The 15,719-nt window shown below is 61.7% G+C and carries 18 protein-coding genes; 7 read left to right on the top strand and 11 right to left on the bottom strand.

Going from position 1 to position 15,719, the window contains the following annotated elements; translation table 11 throughout:
- Positions 1 to 52: 52 nt before the first annotated feature.
- Both BLQ01_RS05100 and BLQ01_RS05095 read left to right on the top strand, forming a co-directional pair.
- Complete coding sequence (locus BLQ01_RS05100) at positions 53 to 325, top strand: hypothetical protein (RefSeq protein WP_026540953.1); 273 nt, start codon at positions 53 to 55, stop codon at positions 323 to 325.
- Between the two features lie 13 nt (positions 326 to 338).
- Complete coding sequence (locus BLQ01_RS05095; protein ID WP_091550465.1) at positions 339 to 1,136, top strand: glycerophosphodiester phosphodiesterase family protein; 798 nt, start codon at positions 339 to 341, stop codon at positions 1,134 to 1,136.
- Positions 1,137 to 1,187: 51 nt separating this feature from the next.
- Here the strand turns inward: BLQ01_RS05095 and BLQ01_RS05090 are convergent, their stop codons facing one another.
- Positions 1,188 to 3,032, bottom strand: coding sequence for a glycoside hydrolase family 2 protein (locus BLQ01_RS05090; protein WP_091550463.1), 1,845 nt, complete (start codon positions 3,030 to 3,032; stop codon positions 1,188 to 1,190).
- A gap of 74 nt (positions 3,033 to 3,106) precedes the next feature.
- Between BLQ01_RS05090 and BLQ01_RS05085 the strand changes: the two genes are divergently transcribed.
- Together BLQ01_RS05085 and BLQ01_RS05080 are read left to right on the top strand one after the other, a co-directional pair.
- Positions 3,107 to 4,069, top strand: coding sequence for a D-2-hydroxyacid dehydrogenase family protein (locus BLQ01_RS05085; RefSeq protein WP_254779239.1), 963 nt, complete (start codon positions 3,107 to 3,109; stop codon positions 4,067 to 4,069).
- A gap of 61 nt (positions 4,070 to 4,130) precedes the next feature.
- Entirely contained in the window at positions 4,131 to 5,273 is a 1,143-nt protein-coding gene (locus BLQ01_RS05080) for a glycerate kinase (protein WP_091550459.1), read from the top strand.
- 18 nt (positions 5,274 to 5,291) lie between these two features.
- On the opposite strand, the gene BLQ01_RS05075 is transcribed toward BLQ01_RS05080, so the two are convergent.
- Positions 5,292 to 5,534 (bottom strand): DUF2630 family protein, encoded by a 243-nt coding sequence (locus tag BLQ01_RS05075; protein WP_026540948.1) that lies wholly within the window; start codon positions 5,532 to 5,534, stop codon positions 5,292 to 5,294.
- A gap of 99 nt (positions 5,535 to 5,633) precedes the next feature.
- On the opposite strand from BLQ01_RS05075, the gene BLQ01_RS05070 reads away from it, so the two are divergent.
- Positions 5,634 to 6,077: a YdeI/OmpD-associated family protein gene (locus tag BLQ01_RS05070; RefSeq protein ID WP_091550458.1), complete on the top strand. Its 444-nt coding sequence runs from the start codon at positions 5,634 to 5,636 to the stop codon at positions 6,075 to 6,077.
- A gap of 4 nt (positions 6,078 to 6,081) precedes the next feature.
- On the opposite strand, the gene BLQ01_RS05065 is transcribed toward BLQ01_RS05070, so the two are convergent.
- On the bottom strand, positions 6,082 to 6,825 hold the full coding sequence (locus BLQ01_RS05065) for an MBL fold metallo-hydrolase (RefSeq protein WP_091550456.1): 744 nt from the start codon (positions 6,823 to 6,825) through the stop codon (positions 6,082 to 6,084).
- A 255-nt stretch (positions 6,826 to 7,080) separates the two neighbouring features.
- On the opposite strand from BLQ01_RS05065, the gene BLQ01_RS05060 reads away from it, so the two are divergent.
- Complete coding sequence (locus tag BLQ01_RS05060) at positions 7,081 to 7,380, top strand: hypothetical protein (RefSeq protein ID WP_026540944.1); 300 nt, start codon at positions 7,081 to 7,083, stop codon at positions 7,378 to 7,380.
- A 75-nt stretch (positions 7,381 to 7,455) separates the two neighbouring features.
- Here the strand turns inward: BLQ01_RS05060 and BLQ01_RS05055 are convergent, their stop codons facing one another.
- Complete coding sequence (locus BLQ01_RS05055; RefSeq protein ID WP_254779237.1) at positions 7,456 to 8,715, bottom strand: MFS transporter; 1,260 nt, start codon at positions 8,713 to 8,715, stop codon at positions 7,456 to 7,458.
- Positions 8,716 to 8,770: 55 nt separating this feature from the next.
- Here BLQ01_RS05055 and BLQ01_RS05050 point away from each other — a divergent pair, with 55 nt between their 5' ends.
- Entirely contained in the window at positions 8,771 to 9,724 is a 954-nt protein-coding gene (locus BLQ01_RS05050; protein ID WP_026540942.1) for an ArsR/SmtB family transcription factor, read from the top strand.
- Positions 9,725 to 9,770: 46 nt separating this feature from the next.
- Here the strand turns inward: BLQ01_RS05050 and BLQ01_RS05045 are convergent, their stop codons facing one another.
- The 7 genes from BLQ01_RS05045 to BLQ01_RS05015 form a co-directional block, all read right to left on the bottom strand.
- Positions 9,771 to 10,322, bottom strand: a complete 552-nt coding sequence (locus tag BLQ01_RS05045) for a dihydrofolate reductase family protein (protein ID WP_091550454.1) — start codon at positions 10,320 to 10,322, stop codon at positions 9,771 to 9,773.
- A gap of 38 nt (positions 10,323 to 10,360) precedes the next feature.
- The gene (locus BLQ01_RS05040) at positions 10,361 to 10,687 is read right to left on the bottom strand and encodes a hypothetical protein (RefSeq protein ID WP_175493357.1); all 327 of its coding nucleotides are present in this window, start codon (positions 10,685 to 10,687) and stop codon (positions 10,361 to 10,363) included.
- Positions 10,688 to 11,402: 715 nt separating this feature from the next.
- Positions 11,403 to 12,092 carry a DUF4253 domain-containing protein gene (locus BLQ01_RS05035; protein WP_091550453.1) on the bottom strand — a complete coding sequence of 230 codons (690 nt, stop codon included), beginning with the start codon at positions 12,090 to 12,092 and terminating at the stop codon, positions 11,403 to 11,405.
- 40 nt (positions 12,093 to 12,132) lie between these two features.
- Positions 12,133 to 12,900 carry a hypothetical protein gene (locus BLQ01_RS05030; protein WP_091550451.1) on the bottom strand — a complete coding sequence of 256 codons (768 nt, stop codon included), beginning with the start codon at positions 12,898 to 12,900 and terminating at the stop codon, positions 12,133 to 12,135.
- A 158-nt stretch (positions 12,901 to 13,058) separates the two neighbouring features.
- Complete coding sequence (locus BLQ01_RS05025) at positions 13,059 to 14,153, bottom strand: hypothetical protein (protein WP_217638349.1); 1,095 nt, start codon at positions 14,151 to 14,153, stop codon at positions 13,059 to 13,061.
- Between the two features lie 111 nt (positions 14,154 to 14,264).
- A complete protein-coding gene (locus BLQ01_RS05020; protein WP_217638348.1) occupies positions 14,265 to 14,714 on the bottom strand; it encodes a peptidoglycan-binding domain-containing protein in 450 nt (149 codons plus the stop codon).
- 419 nt (positions 14,715 to 15,133) lie between these two features.
- The gene (locus BLQ01_RS05015; RefSeq protein WP_026547201.1) at positions 15,134 to 15,700 is read right to left on the bottom strand and encodes a type 1 glutamine amidotransferase domain-containing protein; all 567 of its coding nucleotides are present in this window, start codon (positions 15,698 to 15,700) and stop codon (positions 15,134 to 15,136) included.
- Positions 15,701 to 15,719 lie beyond the last annotated feature (19 nt).

The following is a 15,719-nucleotide window of genomic DNA, read 5'->3' as shown; positions in this document are numbered from 1 at the left end:
ACGGTGAAATTTGCACGGTGAAATCGTCTCGTTGAAATGTGTAGGGGAAATCATGGCCAAGCGTCGGATCAGCAGCATCAATACCGCGCCTTTGCGACGGATCGAACCGGACCACCATTGGCGTTCGCTGCGCCAGGGTGACCGCGTCAACATCACCTTGATGCCCGGCTACGAATCGTCCGGGGTGGTGGATGCCGTCACCGGTGATGCCACTGCAGTGTGGGTGGAGCTCGACGGCGGCCGCGGCCGCACGCTGGTCCACGTCAGCGACGGCGTTGCGATCGTTCCACAACCGACGACGGCGGCGGTTCCGCAGGAGTCCTAGCCGCACCTTGGCAATGGGCTACGCTACGGGAGTGACGCTGCCCTATTTCCTTCGCAAGGACGGTTCGGTGGGCCCTTTGGCTTTCGCCCATCGGGGTTTCTCCTTGAATGGCCTGGAGAATTCCATGTCCGCCTTCCGTGCCGCTGTGGACCTGGGGACCGTGCACCTGGAGACGGATGTCCACACCACCGCGGACGGGGTATTGCTGGTATTCCATGACTCTTCCCTGGACCGGGTGACGGATTCCGTGGGCAGGATTTCCGAGCTCACGGCCGCCCAGGTCGCGGCTGCCCGGATTGGCGGGGTGGAGCCGGTGCCAACTTTTGAGGAGCTTGTCACTTCCTTGCCGGGTGCCCGGCTGAACCTGGACGTTAAGGATTGGAACTCCGTGGGCCCGATGGCTACGGCAATCGAGAAGCACGGCATCCACGACAGGGTTTTGGTCACCAGTTTCTCGGACAGGCGACGGCGGGCCGTCCTGTCCAGGCTTTCGCGGCGTGCAGCGTCCTCGGCTGGCAGCTCCTTGACCGCGCTCTTCGTCCTTCTGGGCCCAGTACTTCCTGCCGCTGTGGCACGCAAGCTGCTCTCCGGCGTCGACGTCTTCCAGGTTCCCGTCCGGTACGGCCGCTTGCCCGTGGTGACGCCGGGACTTATCCGTCGTGCCCACCGGCTGGGACGGCAGGTGCATGTGTGGACCATCAACGAGCCGGGGGAAATGGAACGGCTGCTGGACCTGGGCGTTGACGGGCTGGTGTCGGACCGGTTGGACCTGCTCAAGGAAGTCCTGGTACGCCGCGGCCAGTGGGTCTAGGACCCCCGCCGAGTTGGCATTTGATGACAATCCCAGGCGCCCACATTGCCGTTAAATGCCACCTCGGCGGGGCTGGTTCCGGGTTTCGATCGCGGCTGGCCGGACCTGGCTGGCACGGATTCTCTCCAGATCGAACTTATTGCTGCGATCGAAGGTGAAGATGCCGTTCTTCTCCTGGAAAACGTCCGTCAGCTGGGTGTAGCAATAACCGAACATGTCCGGGTTTTCCAGCAGCACGGAGCAGAGCCCGTCAAAGCGGGTGTAGAACTCTTCCTCGCTGCTGACCCGCTGGCCGTATCCCCATGAAGAGGAGACGTCGCTTCCGTCCACGGCCTGGCGTGCCTCAACTTCGTTCCACCAGATCCCGCCGAATTCCGAGACGAAGTACGGTTGGCCGGCGTAGGGAACTGAGTACTCCTGGCCGTCCGTCGCCCGGTTGATGTAGGGCTTTCCGTCAGCGAGGCCCTGCTGTTCCAGGCGGAAACGGTCCGGGTCCTGCTCATAGGAGTGGGAATCGTAGATGTCGGTTTCCCGGATGCGGTGCGAGTAGCCGGAGGCGTCGATGACCGGGCGTGTGGGATCAGCGAGCTTAGTGGCCAGGAACATGGCTTCGGTGACGTCATCCAGCACGGTGGGGCGATCATGCATCACTTGGTGCGTCTCATTGAGCGGGCACCAGCCAATGATGGAGGGGTGGTTGAAATCGCGCTTCAGGACTTCCAGCCATTGAGCCACGAAACTGGCTGTGGGCTTTTGGTTGTGCCCCACGGTTCCTCCGCCGGAAACTCCCCAGTCTCCGAACTCGCCCCACACCAGGTAGCCGAGCCGGTCAGCGTGATAGAGGAAGCGCTCCTCGAAGACTTTCTGGTGCAGCCGGGCGCCGTTGAAGCCAGCGGCCATGGACAACTCGATGTCATTGACCAAGGCCGCGTCGTCCGGCGAGGTCATGAGCGATTCGGGCCAGTAACCCTGGTCCAGGATCAGTCGCTGGAAGACAGCCTTGCCGTTGATGCGGACAACCTTGCCGTCCAGGGCAACCGAACGGACCGCTGCGTAGCTGCTGACTTGGTCAACCACAGTGCCGGAGGAGTCCCGCACGCTGACCTCGAGGTCGTAGAGGAACGGGTCTTCGATGGACCAGGGGCGCAGGGATTCTTCGGGGATGGTCAGCCGGAGAGATGGCGTGAGGTCCAGGTCGGCCTTGGCCTTGGCCTTGGCCTCAACACGTACATCGCCTTTGTCGCTGAGGACGGCGGTAACGGTATGTCCGCTTCGATTCCGGCTGACGGGCACCTCCACGGTGATGCTGGAATCTGCAAGGTTGGGCGTCATCCGGAGGCGTTTGATGTGCACCTCGGGCACGGCCTCCATCCATACCGTCTGCCAAATCCCGGTGGTCCGGGTGTACTGGCAGTGGGTGTTGTTGTACCACGTGGCCTGCTTGCCGCGGGCCTGCATTTCGTGCCGGGAATCCCGGGCCCGCACCACAATTACTGCTTCCGTACCGGGCTCGGCCACTCCTCCGAGGTCCGCGGTGAACGGCGTAAAACCGCCGCGGTGCCGGGCAACTTCAACCCCGTTCACCCACACGGTGGCGTCGTGGTCTACGGCCCCAAAGTGCAGCAGTACGTTCTGCCCGGCCCACTCCTGCGGAATGCTCACTGTCCGCCGGTACCAGACGGCTTCCATGAAATCGACGTGCTCGATCCCCGAAAGGGCGGATTCAGGTGCGAACGGAACCAGGATCTCGCTGTTGAGTTCGCGGGTGGTGAGGCCGCGCTCCAAACCGGAGTCACCGGCGTCGATCTCAAAACTCCAGGTGCCGTTCAGGTTCAGCCAGTTTTCACGGACCAATTGTGGGCGGGGGTGCTCGGGCTTGGGCATGGTGGACGTCACATTTTGGCTCACACTCAAAAACCTAACGCGAGATGGGGTTGAGTACCACCGGCCGCCGCGCGAGGATAAGGGACGTGACCCGATTCCGTTTAGCCATCCTGGACGATTACCAGCAGGTCTCCGGCGATTATGCCCCGTGGGACTCACTGCTCGACGACGGCGTGAAGGTCAGCGTGTTCAGCGCACCTTTCGTCTCGGCAGAGCAGGCCGTGGCCGCCTTGGCGCCGTTCGACATCATTGTGGCGATGCGCGAGCGAACCCGCTTCCCGCAGGATGTCCTTGAGGCCCTGCCCAACCTGAAGCTGCTGGTCACTACTGGCATGGCGAATGCAGCCATTGACCTGGAGGCAGCGGCAGAGCGGGGAATCGTGGTGTGCGGGACAAGTGGATCGCCGGCCGCTGCGCCCGAACTGACGTGGGCTTTGCTGATGGCCTTTGCCCGGAATCTGACGGTGGAGGAGAACTCGCTGCGCGCCGGGGGCTGGCAGGCCGGCGTCGGCTTCGAGCTTGAAGGCAAGACGCTGGGAATCGTGGGCCTGGGCAAGATCGGCAAGCGGATGGCTGGTTATGCCAAGGCGTTCGGTATGGACGTCCTGGCGTGGAGCCAAAACCTCACGGCCGACGCCGCAGAGGCAGCCGGTGCCCGCAAGGTCAGCAAAGAGGAACTGTTCCGTGAGTCCGACGTCGTGACGCTCCACCTCCGGCTGTCCGAGCGGACAGAGGGAATCGTGGGGGCCAAGGAACTGCGCTTGCTCGGACCCGAAGGCGTGCTGGTCAATACTGCGCGTGGTCCTTTGGTGGACGAGGCTGCGCTGATCCAGGCGCTGGAAGAGGGGTGGATCCGCGGAGCTGCGCTGGATGTGTTCGACGAGGAGCCGCTGCCGGCCGGGCATGCGTTGCTTCATTCCCCGCGGACGGTCCTCTCGCCGCATATTGGCTACGTGACGCATGAGAGTTACCGCCAGTTCTATGGCGGGGCTTTTGAAGATGTGAAGGGGTGGCTGGACGGGGCCCCGGTCCGGATGATCAGCGGGTAGTCCCGGCGCCCACATTACGCGCGGGCAAGCGCTTTCCGAGTAAAGCTGGCAAGATGGACCCATGCGTATCCTCATCGCCCCGGACAAGTTCAAGGGATCACTGACCGCCGCCGAAGCCGCGTCAGCCATGGCCGAAGGCGCCCTCCGTGTTTACCCTGACGCCGTGACCACCCAGTTCCCGGTGGCCGACGGCGGCGAAGGCACCTTGGACGCGGCCATTGCCGCCGGATATGAGGAGCGGAACAACGCAGTTGTCGGCCCGATCCTGAAGCCAGTGGGAGCCTCATGGGCCATCCGGAAAGGCGCCTTCGGCGGGGCCAGTGTTGTCATTGAGACTGCCATGGCTTCCGGCCTTGCGCACATGGAACCCACTCCGGAGAATTCGCTCCGCGCCCACAGCTACGGCTGCGGCCAGCTCATCGCCGCGGCCCTGGACGCAGGCGCCACCGAAATCGTCCTCGGCTTGGGCGGTTCGGCAATGTCCGACGCCGGCAGTGGAGCCTTGCGTGCCTTGGGGCTCAAGCCCGTTGATGCGGCCGGGAACGTGGTGCCGCTCGGGGGAGGATCCTTGGTGGACGTCGTGGCCCTGGACGCCTCCGAACTGGATCCGCGACTGTCCGCCGTGAAGTTCCGGATCGCCGTCGACGTTCAAAATCCGCTCTACGGGCCCGAAGGTGCGGCGCATGTTTTTGGTCCGCAGAAGGGTGCGGACGAGGATGCGGTGGAGAAGCTCGACGCCGGTCTACGCAACTGGGCGTCGCTCCTTCGGGAAGCAACTGGCCGCGATGTGAACGTACCTGGTGCGGGAGCGGCAGGCGGGTTCCCGGCGTCGTTCCTTGCCTTCACCGACTCCGCCCTGGAAGGTGGCTTCGCACTGGTCGCGGGCCTTACGGGTTTGGCCAAGCACCTCGGCGAGGCCGACTTGGTTATTACCGGCGAGGGTTCCATGGACGAGCAGTCACTCACCGGGAAAGCGCCCATCGCTTTGGCTGATGCCGCGAGTGTGCACGGGATTCCCGTGATCGCCGTGGCGGGGCGCATTACGGTAACGCCCGAGGACCTGGCCAAGCACGGCATTGTTGCCGCCGCCCAACTGCTGGATGTCGCACAGCGCAAAGGCGGCGTCCCGGATGTGGCGGACGCCGTTGCCAACGCGGCGAAGTACCTCGCGTGGGCTACCAGCCAGGTCCTTGAAGGAGCGTAATTCCTTGAAGGGGCGTAATTACTGCCGGTAGCCCTCCACTTCGCTGACGGGCCTTGGCTCGGCTTCGTCCGGGTTCTCTCCGGCGTCCTTCTTGGCGCGGCGTTGGCGGAGCAGGTCCCAGCATTGGTCCAGTTGGGCCTCAAGGTGGGCCAAGCGGGCGCGGTTGTCGTCGCCGTCGTGTTCTGATCCTGCGGAGTCGCGGAGGCGGTGCTCCTCCTCGACCAGTGACTGGATGCGTTCCAAAAGATCCTGGTTGTCCATTACCTGTCTCCTTGCGGTTGGGTTGTTGGATTGCGGTTATCTCGAAAGTAGTCCTGTGCGTGCAGTGCGTCTACCGGTGCCTGGCGGCATACTTGGGACATGGAATTCACAACCACGATCGTGGGCGATGGAAACAAGGCAGGCATCGAGGTTCCCCCGGAGGTGGTGGATGCCCTCGGTGCCGGCAAGCGGCCCCCGGTGGTGGTGACCATCAACGGTAAGAGCTACCGCAGCAGCATCGCGGTGATGGCCGGGAAATACATGGTGGGCGTCAGCTCGGCGAACCGTGAGCTCACCGGCGTTGCCGCAGGCGACACGGTGGGTGTTGGCCTTGAAGTGGATACCGAGCCCCGCGTGGTGGAGGTGCCAGATGACCTGGCTGCCGCACTGGACGCTGAGCCCGAGGCAAAGGCCTTCTACGGAACACTCAACTACAGCGCCCAACGGCGTTACGTCGAACCGATCGCCGATGCCAAGACCGAGGAAACGCGTGCGCGGCGAATTGCCAAGGTTGTTGCGGATTTGAAAGCCGGCAAGAAGTAGCACTTCAGGCCGGACCGTTTGCCCGGGCGATGGTTACCGCCTCTTCAATGCCCCTGGTCCAAGGCTCGCCGTGCCCGGGAAGCACCAGGCCGGCCCGGGTGTCCGCCAACTGCTTGAGTGATGCAAGGTTCAGTGCGCTGTCCGCAGTGGCTGCCCCGGCAACGATCCTCGGCCCGGTTCGTTGCGTGTAGGGATCCATGGTGACTAAGGCATCACCGCTGAACAGGATCCCGCGTTTCCGCAGGAAAAGTCCGCAATGGCCGCTCGTGTGGCCCGGGGAGAAGATGATTTCCGGGCTCCCCGGGACCGGCAGCGCGCCGGTCCCCGGGAAGTGCCGCAGCTCGCTGACGCCTTTGACGTTGAGCGCGCCGGCCTTGGTCATGCTGGCCATCACGGGCAGGCCCTTGGGGTGGGTCAGGGCGAAGATGAACCGCGAGCGTTCGTGCCGGTAGCGGTAGGGATGTTCAGCAATGTAGGAGTCCTCGCGATGGACCCACACGGGAATGCCCAACTCTTGATGAAGACGCTTGGCCAGTCCCAAGTGATCGAAGTGGGCGTGGGTCAGGACCAGGGCGCGAATGTCCTGGAGGGAGTGGCCTAAAGCCTTGAGCGACTTCTCCAGGGGTGTCCACATGGCCGGGAGTCCGGAGTCCACCAGGGTCAAGCCATCGCTGCTTTCCACCACATAAAAGTTTACGAAGGCGTCCGAGAAGCGATGGACACCGTCGGCTACCTCGGTCATGGACATGGTCGCTCTCCTTTCGAGCCTGTCGGATAGGGCCTGCCGCACCACTACCATAAGCATGCTTAGTATTTGCGGCAAGGTTGTTGTGGTGCGTCAGGCCTGCACTTCCCCTCGGTCGGACTACGGGTAAGGGCGGGGCTGCCCAGGGGCGCCACCGAAAGGCTCTTACCCTCGGCGCGGAGTTGCGCTATCTTATTCCCACCTGCGTCGGGCTGGCTGGGGAGCGCACGCCACGTCACAACAAAGCGAGGTAACACAATGCGAATCAAACTTCTCTCCGCTGCCCTCTGTGTAGGTGCGCTGACGGCGTTGTCGGCCACACCGGCTTTCGCCGCAGGACAGGTGGAACGCGGCCCGGATAACGCCAATTCCATTTGCTCGTATTCGGGTCAGAACGACACCCCCAATGCCGCCGCTCCCGAGGGCGGCAGGGTGCAGTCCTACGGTCAGCTGGTCCGCCAGGGACTCAAGGCAGACCTGGCTGCGGCCGGCGAATCGCCCAGCCAGCTGTGCAACGGACACCGGCTTCCCTGGCAGGAAGTGACCGGTAGCCACTGACCCTGGCTCCATCAGCATCAGGGGCCTCCCGCAGGATCAATTCGGCGGGAGGCGCCTCTTGCTGGCCAACCGCCCTCAGGCGAGTGCCGGCGTCGTCGATGCTTTCCGCGCGATCAGCGTGACTCCTGCCGCAGACCCAAGGAAGACGGCACCCAGGATGCCCCAACCCAACGCGCCATGTTCGACGACGGTGGCGGTCACCACGAGCGGTGCGAGCATGGCTCCGAGGGCAGATCCCATCCCGAACATTCCTTGGTAAGCCCCTGCCTGGAGCGGGTCGGCGAGCTCAAAACTCAGTCCCCACGCACCCGCCTGCGACAGAATCTCCGCAAACGAGTGCAGGAGCGCGGCGCCGCACAGGAGGGACACGGCCGCCACCACCGGGACTCCTCCCGCCGTCGCGTAGAGTGCGCAAGCCACGGCCATGAGCACGCCGCCCGTCATGACGATCTTTCCTGCGCGCCGTGGGTCGTGCGTGCCGCGGGAGAGCGGGACTTGCAGGAGAACGACACACAGAGTGTTGATGACCAGAATGACGGATATCAGGACATCCGGCGCGCTGGTGTCCTGCGAAATCCACAGTGGCACGCCCATTTCGGCAAGGCCGAACTGCATGCCAAAGATGCCGGACAGGACTGTCAGGACCAGATAGCGGCGGTCCCGAAAGGGGGAGACGCGTCGCTGCGGAAGCGGGCTGGCCGGGTCATGGCGCGGTGCGTCCACGCGGGTGGGGAGGCGGCGCAGGTGCAGCGCGCTGAGGAGGTAGACCACGCCGGCGCCGATCATCATTGCCCGGAAGGCTTCGGCAGTTCCGGCCAGCAGCGCGAGTCCGGCGATCATGCCTCCCAGTGCGATACCAAGATTCGTTACTGTGCGGAGGACCGCGCGGGCGTTCACACGGTTCGGACCCTCGAAGGCCCGGGCAATGATCGCCGAACGTGTGGCGTTCGCACCCCGGTTCACGCCTACCGCGATACAGGCAATCACGACGGCGGTGCTGAAGTTCGCAGCGAACGTATAGGTCGCGATCGCGAGACCTTCAATGGCGACCATGCCCACCAGGAGTCGACGGGCGGAAAAGCGGTCAGCGAGCCGGCCGCCGATATAGGACGTCGCGACTCCCACGCCGCTGGAAACCGAGAGGATCACGGCGATTTCGACCGCGCTCAGCCCAACGAAACGGCTGAAATATAGAACCGTCAACGTGAGGAAGATGCCGCGTCCTACTGTTGCGACGAGGATGGCAGAAGCGAGGATCCTGAGGGTGGGGTCAGAGAGCGCCATACGGAGGCTGTGCTCTGCGGCTGGGGCAGCGGTTGCGGAGGATTTGGTCACCCCATAGTTCTGTCACCCACGGACGGCGCGCGGTATTGATGTAGCGTATTGCTTCATGTTGAAGTACGAGTTGTCAGAGGCAGACCTGGGTGGTGTGCGTTTTGGCATCTCACCTTTGTGCGAACTCGGGCTTTCCCTGAGGGCCATCCGCGACCCCAGCCACTATCCCCTTCAGTTGCCTTGGTTGCGCAGGACTGAAGAGGCCCGGTCCCGGTTGGACCTCGATGGACTGCTTGCCCTGGTTGATGATCGGCTCTGGACGCCGGACTTCCTGAACCCCCGTCCTCAGTCCCCACTTACTCGGATCGATGACGAGTTCACGGTTTTGGAGCAAATTTCTGCGGAGCAGTTTCACGGAGACTTGATCAGGGTGCACGGCACCGTTCCGGCCATCTTTTCCGGACCTGTCGGCCCGGCGGTCGGTCGCCTGGTCCGTATCCTCAGGGAATTCTGGGACACCTGTTTCGCGCCGCATTGGCTGCGCATGCGCACCATCCTGGAAGCGGACATCGTCTACCGCGGCCGGCAGATTGCACAGGGCGGGCTGTTCACCATGCTCAACGACTTGTCCGGTGCTGTGGAATTCGATGGCCGGGTGATCTCCGTGAGGCTGAAGAACCCGGCATCGAGGACCGAGAAGACCGAGGGCCTGGGGCTGACGCTTGTTCCTACCATGTTCACCCGCAGGGCCTCGGCTCCCGTAAACCACGGCGACCCACCCATGCTGATGTACCCGGTGCGTGGGCAAGGTGCCATGTGGGAAGCGGAGCGCGTGACGAACCCGGCCGCCATAGTGGCCGTGTTGGGTGAGGTCCGGACAAGCCTGCTCACGGCCTTGGCTGCACCGGCATCGTCCACCGAGCTGGGGCTGCGTTTTGGCGTCTCAACATCTGCTGTAAACCAGCACCTCAGGGTGCTTCGGGACGCCGGGCTCGTGACCTCCACCCGCTACGGCCGCAGCGTGCTCTACTTCAGGAGCGAGCTGGGCGCGGCGTTGCTGCTTGGGTGACTTCACGGGCGGGACGACGGCGGCAGGTGAGTATCGGCGTCGTGCCTCAATCCTTGCGCAGGCTGTACGTACTGACCACGTTGCCCTTGCTGGTGGCGTACTGATCCTCCAACGTGAGGCGGTGGAGGGGGTCGCCTTCCTCGAAGATGCGCCGCCCGCTGCCGGCTACCACTGGGTGGGTCATGAGGGTGAGTTCGTCCAGGACGCCTGCGAAAAAGAGTTGGCGAACCAGTGAAATACTGCCGCAGACGGCAATTTCGCCTCCGTCGCGGCTCTTCAGGTCGGTGACAAACTGCTGCACGTCGCCTTCAATAAGGTGCGAGTTTTCCCACTCCAACGGTTCTGTAAGGGTGCGCGAGGCGACGAACTTCTCCACGGGATTGATGAAGGCAGCAAAATCATCATCCTGCGAAGCGTTGGGCCAGTATCCAGCCCATTCCTGGTAGCTGACGCGGCCCAGGACCACTGTGTCCACGGTGGTGATCATCTTGCTCAGTCCCTTGCCCAGATCCTCATCGAAGCTGTCGAACTGGAACTTGAAGGGGTCCTGGACCACCCCGTCAACAGAATGGAACAGCCCGGCGGTAACTTTACGCATCAGTTTCTCCTGTTGTGTGGCGGGTTTGAGTGGCGACGTCAGGCGGCGCGGCTGGCCGTCTGGAGTTCACGGGATGGCAGGGCGGTCACGTTGTTGTGGTGCGGGTTCAGGCGCACGGGGACCTCATGAATTTCGGAGTAGACGTGGAGTTGGCGCAACGCGTCTTCATCAATGGTGGCTTGGGACAGGTCCATCTCGACTCCCAAGCCGCCGCCTAGGCTCTTGGTGCGCTGAACCACGGGGTAAAGACCCTGAAGGCTCAAAGTGGTCACACGACCGGTCGCGGCGATCTGAATTTGTTCGCCGTCAACGTCGACCCGAACAACAACGGAGAGCTTCTCGCTGGCCAATGCACTGCCTTTCATCCTTGCTGCCACGCTGCAGCGTCCCCCAGAGTATGCGGCATGTGTGACCTGCGCAACATTGTGGCGGTCGGGGGTCGGCAGCCGCGGCCGAAGATCGTTGGGGTCGGTCATTGCGAACCCATGCTTGGATGTGGGCTGATGAGCCACGTTCCCAACTGTCCCGGAAGTTGTCTTTGTGACTGTTGTTTGTGAGAGAAGTTTTGGGACAACATACGGGACTGAAATGTTACGTGGATGCTCAATCGGCAATGCACCAGTGCTCAAAAGTGCCTTGATGAGTGCCCTGAAGCCGTCTGCAAGATGCCCCGGAGTGGACGCTCTTCAAGTCCGCCTAACGGGTACTTCGCGGCGGCGGGGTGCCGCTACGGCCAAAAACAGCCTGGTGGGACCGTCCCAACGTGGGTGTCCCAGTTCCAAGGAACTGGGACACTCATTCAGCAGCTGCCTTGCCCTTCCGCTCCTTGGCGGACCAACTTCATCTCTGACCTGTGCCGGCTTCCTCGACGGCCAGCAATCGCAGCCACCCGTGCCCCTGATGGCCACGGTGTCCGCGTCCGAGCGATGCCGTGGATTTATGTCCTTACCTTACTCCGGAGGATGTGCACGGAAACTCAGGAGGATGTGCACGGAATCGTTCGTATTCGTGCACGCCGAACCTTTGACGCCAGGGTCCCGGGGCCTGCGTCAAATCTCGGTTATGCATTGGGTTTGGGTGCTAGTCCCACCAGAGTTCGATGAGAGCGGTCCTGCCTGGGTTAGTGGAGATGATGGCGATTTCGTCGCAGGCTTGTTCCAGTTCGTCTTGGATTTTAGGTAGGTCCGGGACGGCCAGGACGAGGATGGCGTTGTCTGTGTCCGAGAGGTGCACTGGCACAGCGCCGGCCAGCCGGTTCCAGCGGCGTAGCAGCACCGCGAGTTCGGTCCGTGTGCCCAGGTTGTCGGCGCCCTCCCATTCAACGGCGTGGACGACGTCACCGGGATTCTCGACCTGGACAGCAACCAGGTTCCCTACACTGACGCTGTACGCCGGAACCTCTGCCGGCAGAACCGCCGAGCGGGCCACGGCGTCCGCGGGTTCTTCACTCGTGGCGGGTGTGACGGTGAACTCGTGCAGTGCTTGCTGTTCAGCGTCCGGATCGAACAGGGGAGGTATGTCGTCGGATTCGGGGCCTTGTTCTTCCCATGCCTCGGCGAGTTCCTCAGGGTCTGAGGGTTCCACTCCGTAGGTGAAGACATGCCAGCCCGGTAGTTTACCTGTGAGCTCCCGCTGAACCTGCCACGATGCCTCGCCGGCCAGCTCGGGGTCCCAGACCAGCGCCGGCGCACCGGCCGGGGTCACTGCCTGGACCGGAGAGGGAAACCCTTGTCCGGTGAGAATTTTTTGAATCTCGTCCACCGTTGTCACGTCTATTCCTGTCATTTCCGTGGCTCGAGGACTCCGTCGTTTAGCGTCCGACAGAAGGAACATCCCTGTCTTCCCGTCCGGCGCGGGCTTCGGCCAGGGTGAAGGTTTTGTTTGTTGAGTGATTGTTGAAGTCCACAAGTATCCCGCGCCCGTTGGGGACGTAAAAGTCTTCGTTGAAGGGATCAAGGCCCAAGTGGCGACAATAGCTGACGAGCATGTCGTGAGTGAAACGATCGGTGGCCCTGACTGACTTGTAGGCTTCCTTGTCCTCAAAATCAGCGAACGCCGTACCGTCCCTGTCGAACACCCATCTGTCATCGTTGACCAAGCTGACATAGGAAGCGAATTCCTCAGACCCCATCACCATGATGTTGCGGACACCATATCTTCCCCGGTACTCGGGATAGCTCTTCTTGTCCACAGAGTGTGGGATCTCCGTGACTGTCACCGAGCGGATGCCCCGTGCCTGTGAGTATCGAAAATAGAGCATCGAGCTAAGGTCTGGACCTGAGACGGAGTTATTCACAGCAGCGGTCCATTCTGGGTTCTTGGTCTCCAGGAACAGATGCCTCCCTCCACTGTCCAGCGGCACCAACCTGGCGAACTGTTCCTCCAAAGTCCCAGTGGCCTCGATCATCAAGGCATCGTCCTTATTTTGAGCTTTCGACTGATTCCATTCATGCCAAACCTTGGCTGCTTCCTCCAGGGGCACGTTGATAAACGACAACGTATTCGTCACCGGCGCCCACTTGCTGCCAAGCAACAACTGGGAGGCAAGCTGATCCGCCTGGATCAACTGTTTCTGCATGAATCGGTTCCTCGTTTCCGTCGTCCCAACGCTGGCGGGACGGGCGCTGTCTAAGTTGTAGTTCCGCTTGCCGATTCGCAGATCTTTCTCGAGCAACGAACGGTCGTTGAGCGTCGCTGTTTCGTAGTCCAGTTGGTCGATTGAGGTGCCCGGTCGAGTCAGGTTCGTGGAACGTCCCGGTCCTCGTTACCGGCCCGCGCTTCGGCCAAGGTGTATTCCTTTACGGGGTAACTGACGATGCTTTCCACGAGAATGGCGCGACCGTTGGGAACGTAGAAGCTTTCATTGAAGGGATCGAGTCCCAAGTGCCGGCAGTAGTCCACCAACATTTCATGGGTGAAACGCTCCGCCTTTCGCGGCCGGCCATAAGCTGCTGTGTTCTCGAAGTCGAAGGGGTCGCCGTTGGAGATGAAGACCCATTTGTCCTCGTTGATCACAGCAACCGTGCGTGCGAAACCTCCAGGCCCGACCACTTGGAGTTTACGGGCCCCGTAGCAGCCTCGGTATTGATCTTGACGAGTTTTCTTTTCCAGCGTGTGGGGGATCTCGGTTACGATAACGGACCTGATCTTCCTCTTTTGCCCGTATTGGACGGTCAAGACCGAATGAAGGTCCGGACTCCTGGAGGAATTTTCTACTGCCAGGGTCCAGTTGGGATTGGCCGTCTCCAAAAAGAGAACTCTTGTCACCGATCCCAAGGGCAGGAGTGCGCCTAGCAGGTCCTCAAGCCCACCATGATGGGCCGATGTGACAACCCCTTCCTTGCCCTCGTAGTCCCTGGACTCCTCCCACTCACGCCAAATGCCTGCGGCGTCCTCCAGGGGCAGGTTGATGAACGAAAGCCGATTGGTGATAGGCGCCCATCGGCTGCCCAGCAACAGCTCAGCAGCCAGCGCGTCACCATCACTGACACTTCTTACCACCACGGCCTCCTCCGTTCCTCTCCGTTGACCAGTCTCACTGCCACCACTTTTAATCGGATCCCCTACCGGCAGTATTCGAAGCTGGTCTTTAGCCAAGGACGGGTCGTTGGCCAGGATCCGCAGGAAGTGACCCATGCCCCGGTCAGTGTCATCACTGAAGTCCGTTTTTGGCCTATCCAGTTCCACCACGTGGTGTTTCCCACCCAAGTCGAATTGAAGGTCTGGGCGGTTGTTACCAAGCACCTTAGTAGAGCCAAAATCCACTTGTTTTTGGTTGATCCTGATATTTTTGGCGCCTAGAGCCGTTATGCGTTGGATCTCATCATGCATCCATTCAGCCTGGTGCGGATCCTTGCCGATTTTAGGCTGTTTGCCCGCGAGTGCCGACGCCAAAATTGTTGTTGACGTCGGCACCCACGGGCAGTGCTGCTGATCGATCAGTTACCCGTTCGGATGTGAGTAGCAATTTCCTTTGCCCGACGTCCATCGGAATGCCTTGGCTGTGTTTGGACCGTAGATACCGTCCGCCGTCACCCCGAACTTCTGTTGAGCCCGGATCAGTGCGGACCGTGTGGCCGGACCGAAAGCACCATCGACCACGAGCCCTGCCCTTACGGCGCAAGCGCCGTTCAAACCTGCTTGGAGGGACTTCACGGCGATGGAGTTGGCTCCTTGGTCCAAGCGGCAGAGTATGTTGAAGTTCGAATCAGCCGGAACCGTGTAGTAGTTGTTATCTGCTGCCCACATGATGACTTGCTTGGAACAGTAGCCGCCGTTGGCTGCCTGTGCGGGTGCCGCCGAGAGCATCGTGGCTCCGAAGAGAAGGCTCACTGCGAGAATGATTCCGGATCGCCTGGAATTCCTCGGCGTGGCAATTTTCGAAAATTTCATCGTTCCCCCTTTGTTGGAGGCCAATATCCAACACCAGGACGGTTAGCCTCAGTCAATATTGAAATCTGGCCGTGCACCTCGCTGGGTGCGGGCTCAGGTTCGTATTGTTAGCCGACCCGCCATCATTAAACAAGAGCAAGCCCCCACATTAAGCGGGCGCAGTCAGAGTGTGTCACTAGCCGAAAGTGGCGGAACATAAATTAGCAAATAATTTGCACTATTAGTTCCATCCAGGTTGATAGGGAAGCTGCGTCGCGAGGTATCTTCCTCTCAGCCAGGGGATCCGCGGTGCGTGGGCCGGAGACCCTGGGCTTCTTAGCCCAGCTGGGCAGTGAGAGGTACGGAAAAAGGCAAGTGCCGCCGTCGTACTTCTTGTGAAAGTACGACGGCGGCACTTGCCGTATGGGGGTCGGTGACCGCTAGGCGGTCTGGCCGGCGTGCTGGCCTTCCGAGATCTCTTCAACAACCTTGCTGTTGAAGGCGGGAAGGTCGTCAGGGTTGCGGCTGGTGACGAGGCCTTGGTCCACCACCACTTCCTCGTCGGTCCAGTTGGCTCCCGCGTTCTTCAGGTCGGTCTGGAGCGTGTGATACGAGGTGACGTTCCGCCCCTTGATCACTCCGGCTTCAATGAGGATCCACGGTCCGTGGCAAATCGAGGCCACCGGTTTGTGCTGCTCAAAGAAGGCGCGCGTGAAGTTTTGTGCGTCCTTGTCGACGCGGAGATGGTCGGCGTTGACGACGCCTCCAGGGAGTACCAAGGCGTCGAAATCGGAGGCGTTGGCATCCGCCACTGCAAGGTCGACGTCGAAGGTGTCACCCTTCTCCACGCCGTTGAACCCCTGGAGTTTTCCCTTGGAGGGAGCTACGAGAGTCGGCTCGCCGCCGGCATCCTTGACCGCCTGCCATGGGCTGGTGAGCTCCACCTGCTCCACGCCGTCCGTCAGCAGGAATGCGACCTTCTTGCCTGCGATGTTGTGTTCTGACATTGTTCCTCCTCCATTGCGC

This window comes from Arthrobacter sp. UNCCL28 (assembly GCF_900102805.1).
Taxonomy (GTDB): domain Bacteria; phylum Actinomycetota; class Actinomycetes; order Actinomycetales; family Micrococcaceae; genus Arthrobacter; species Arthrobacter nicotinovorans_A.
The sequence above is the reverse complement of the archived record's forward strand: the minus strand, read 5'-3'. Positions and strand labels throughout refer to the sequence as shown.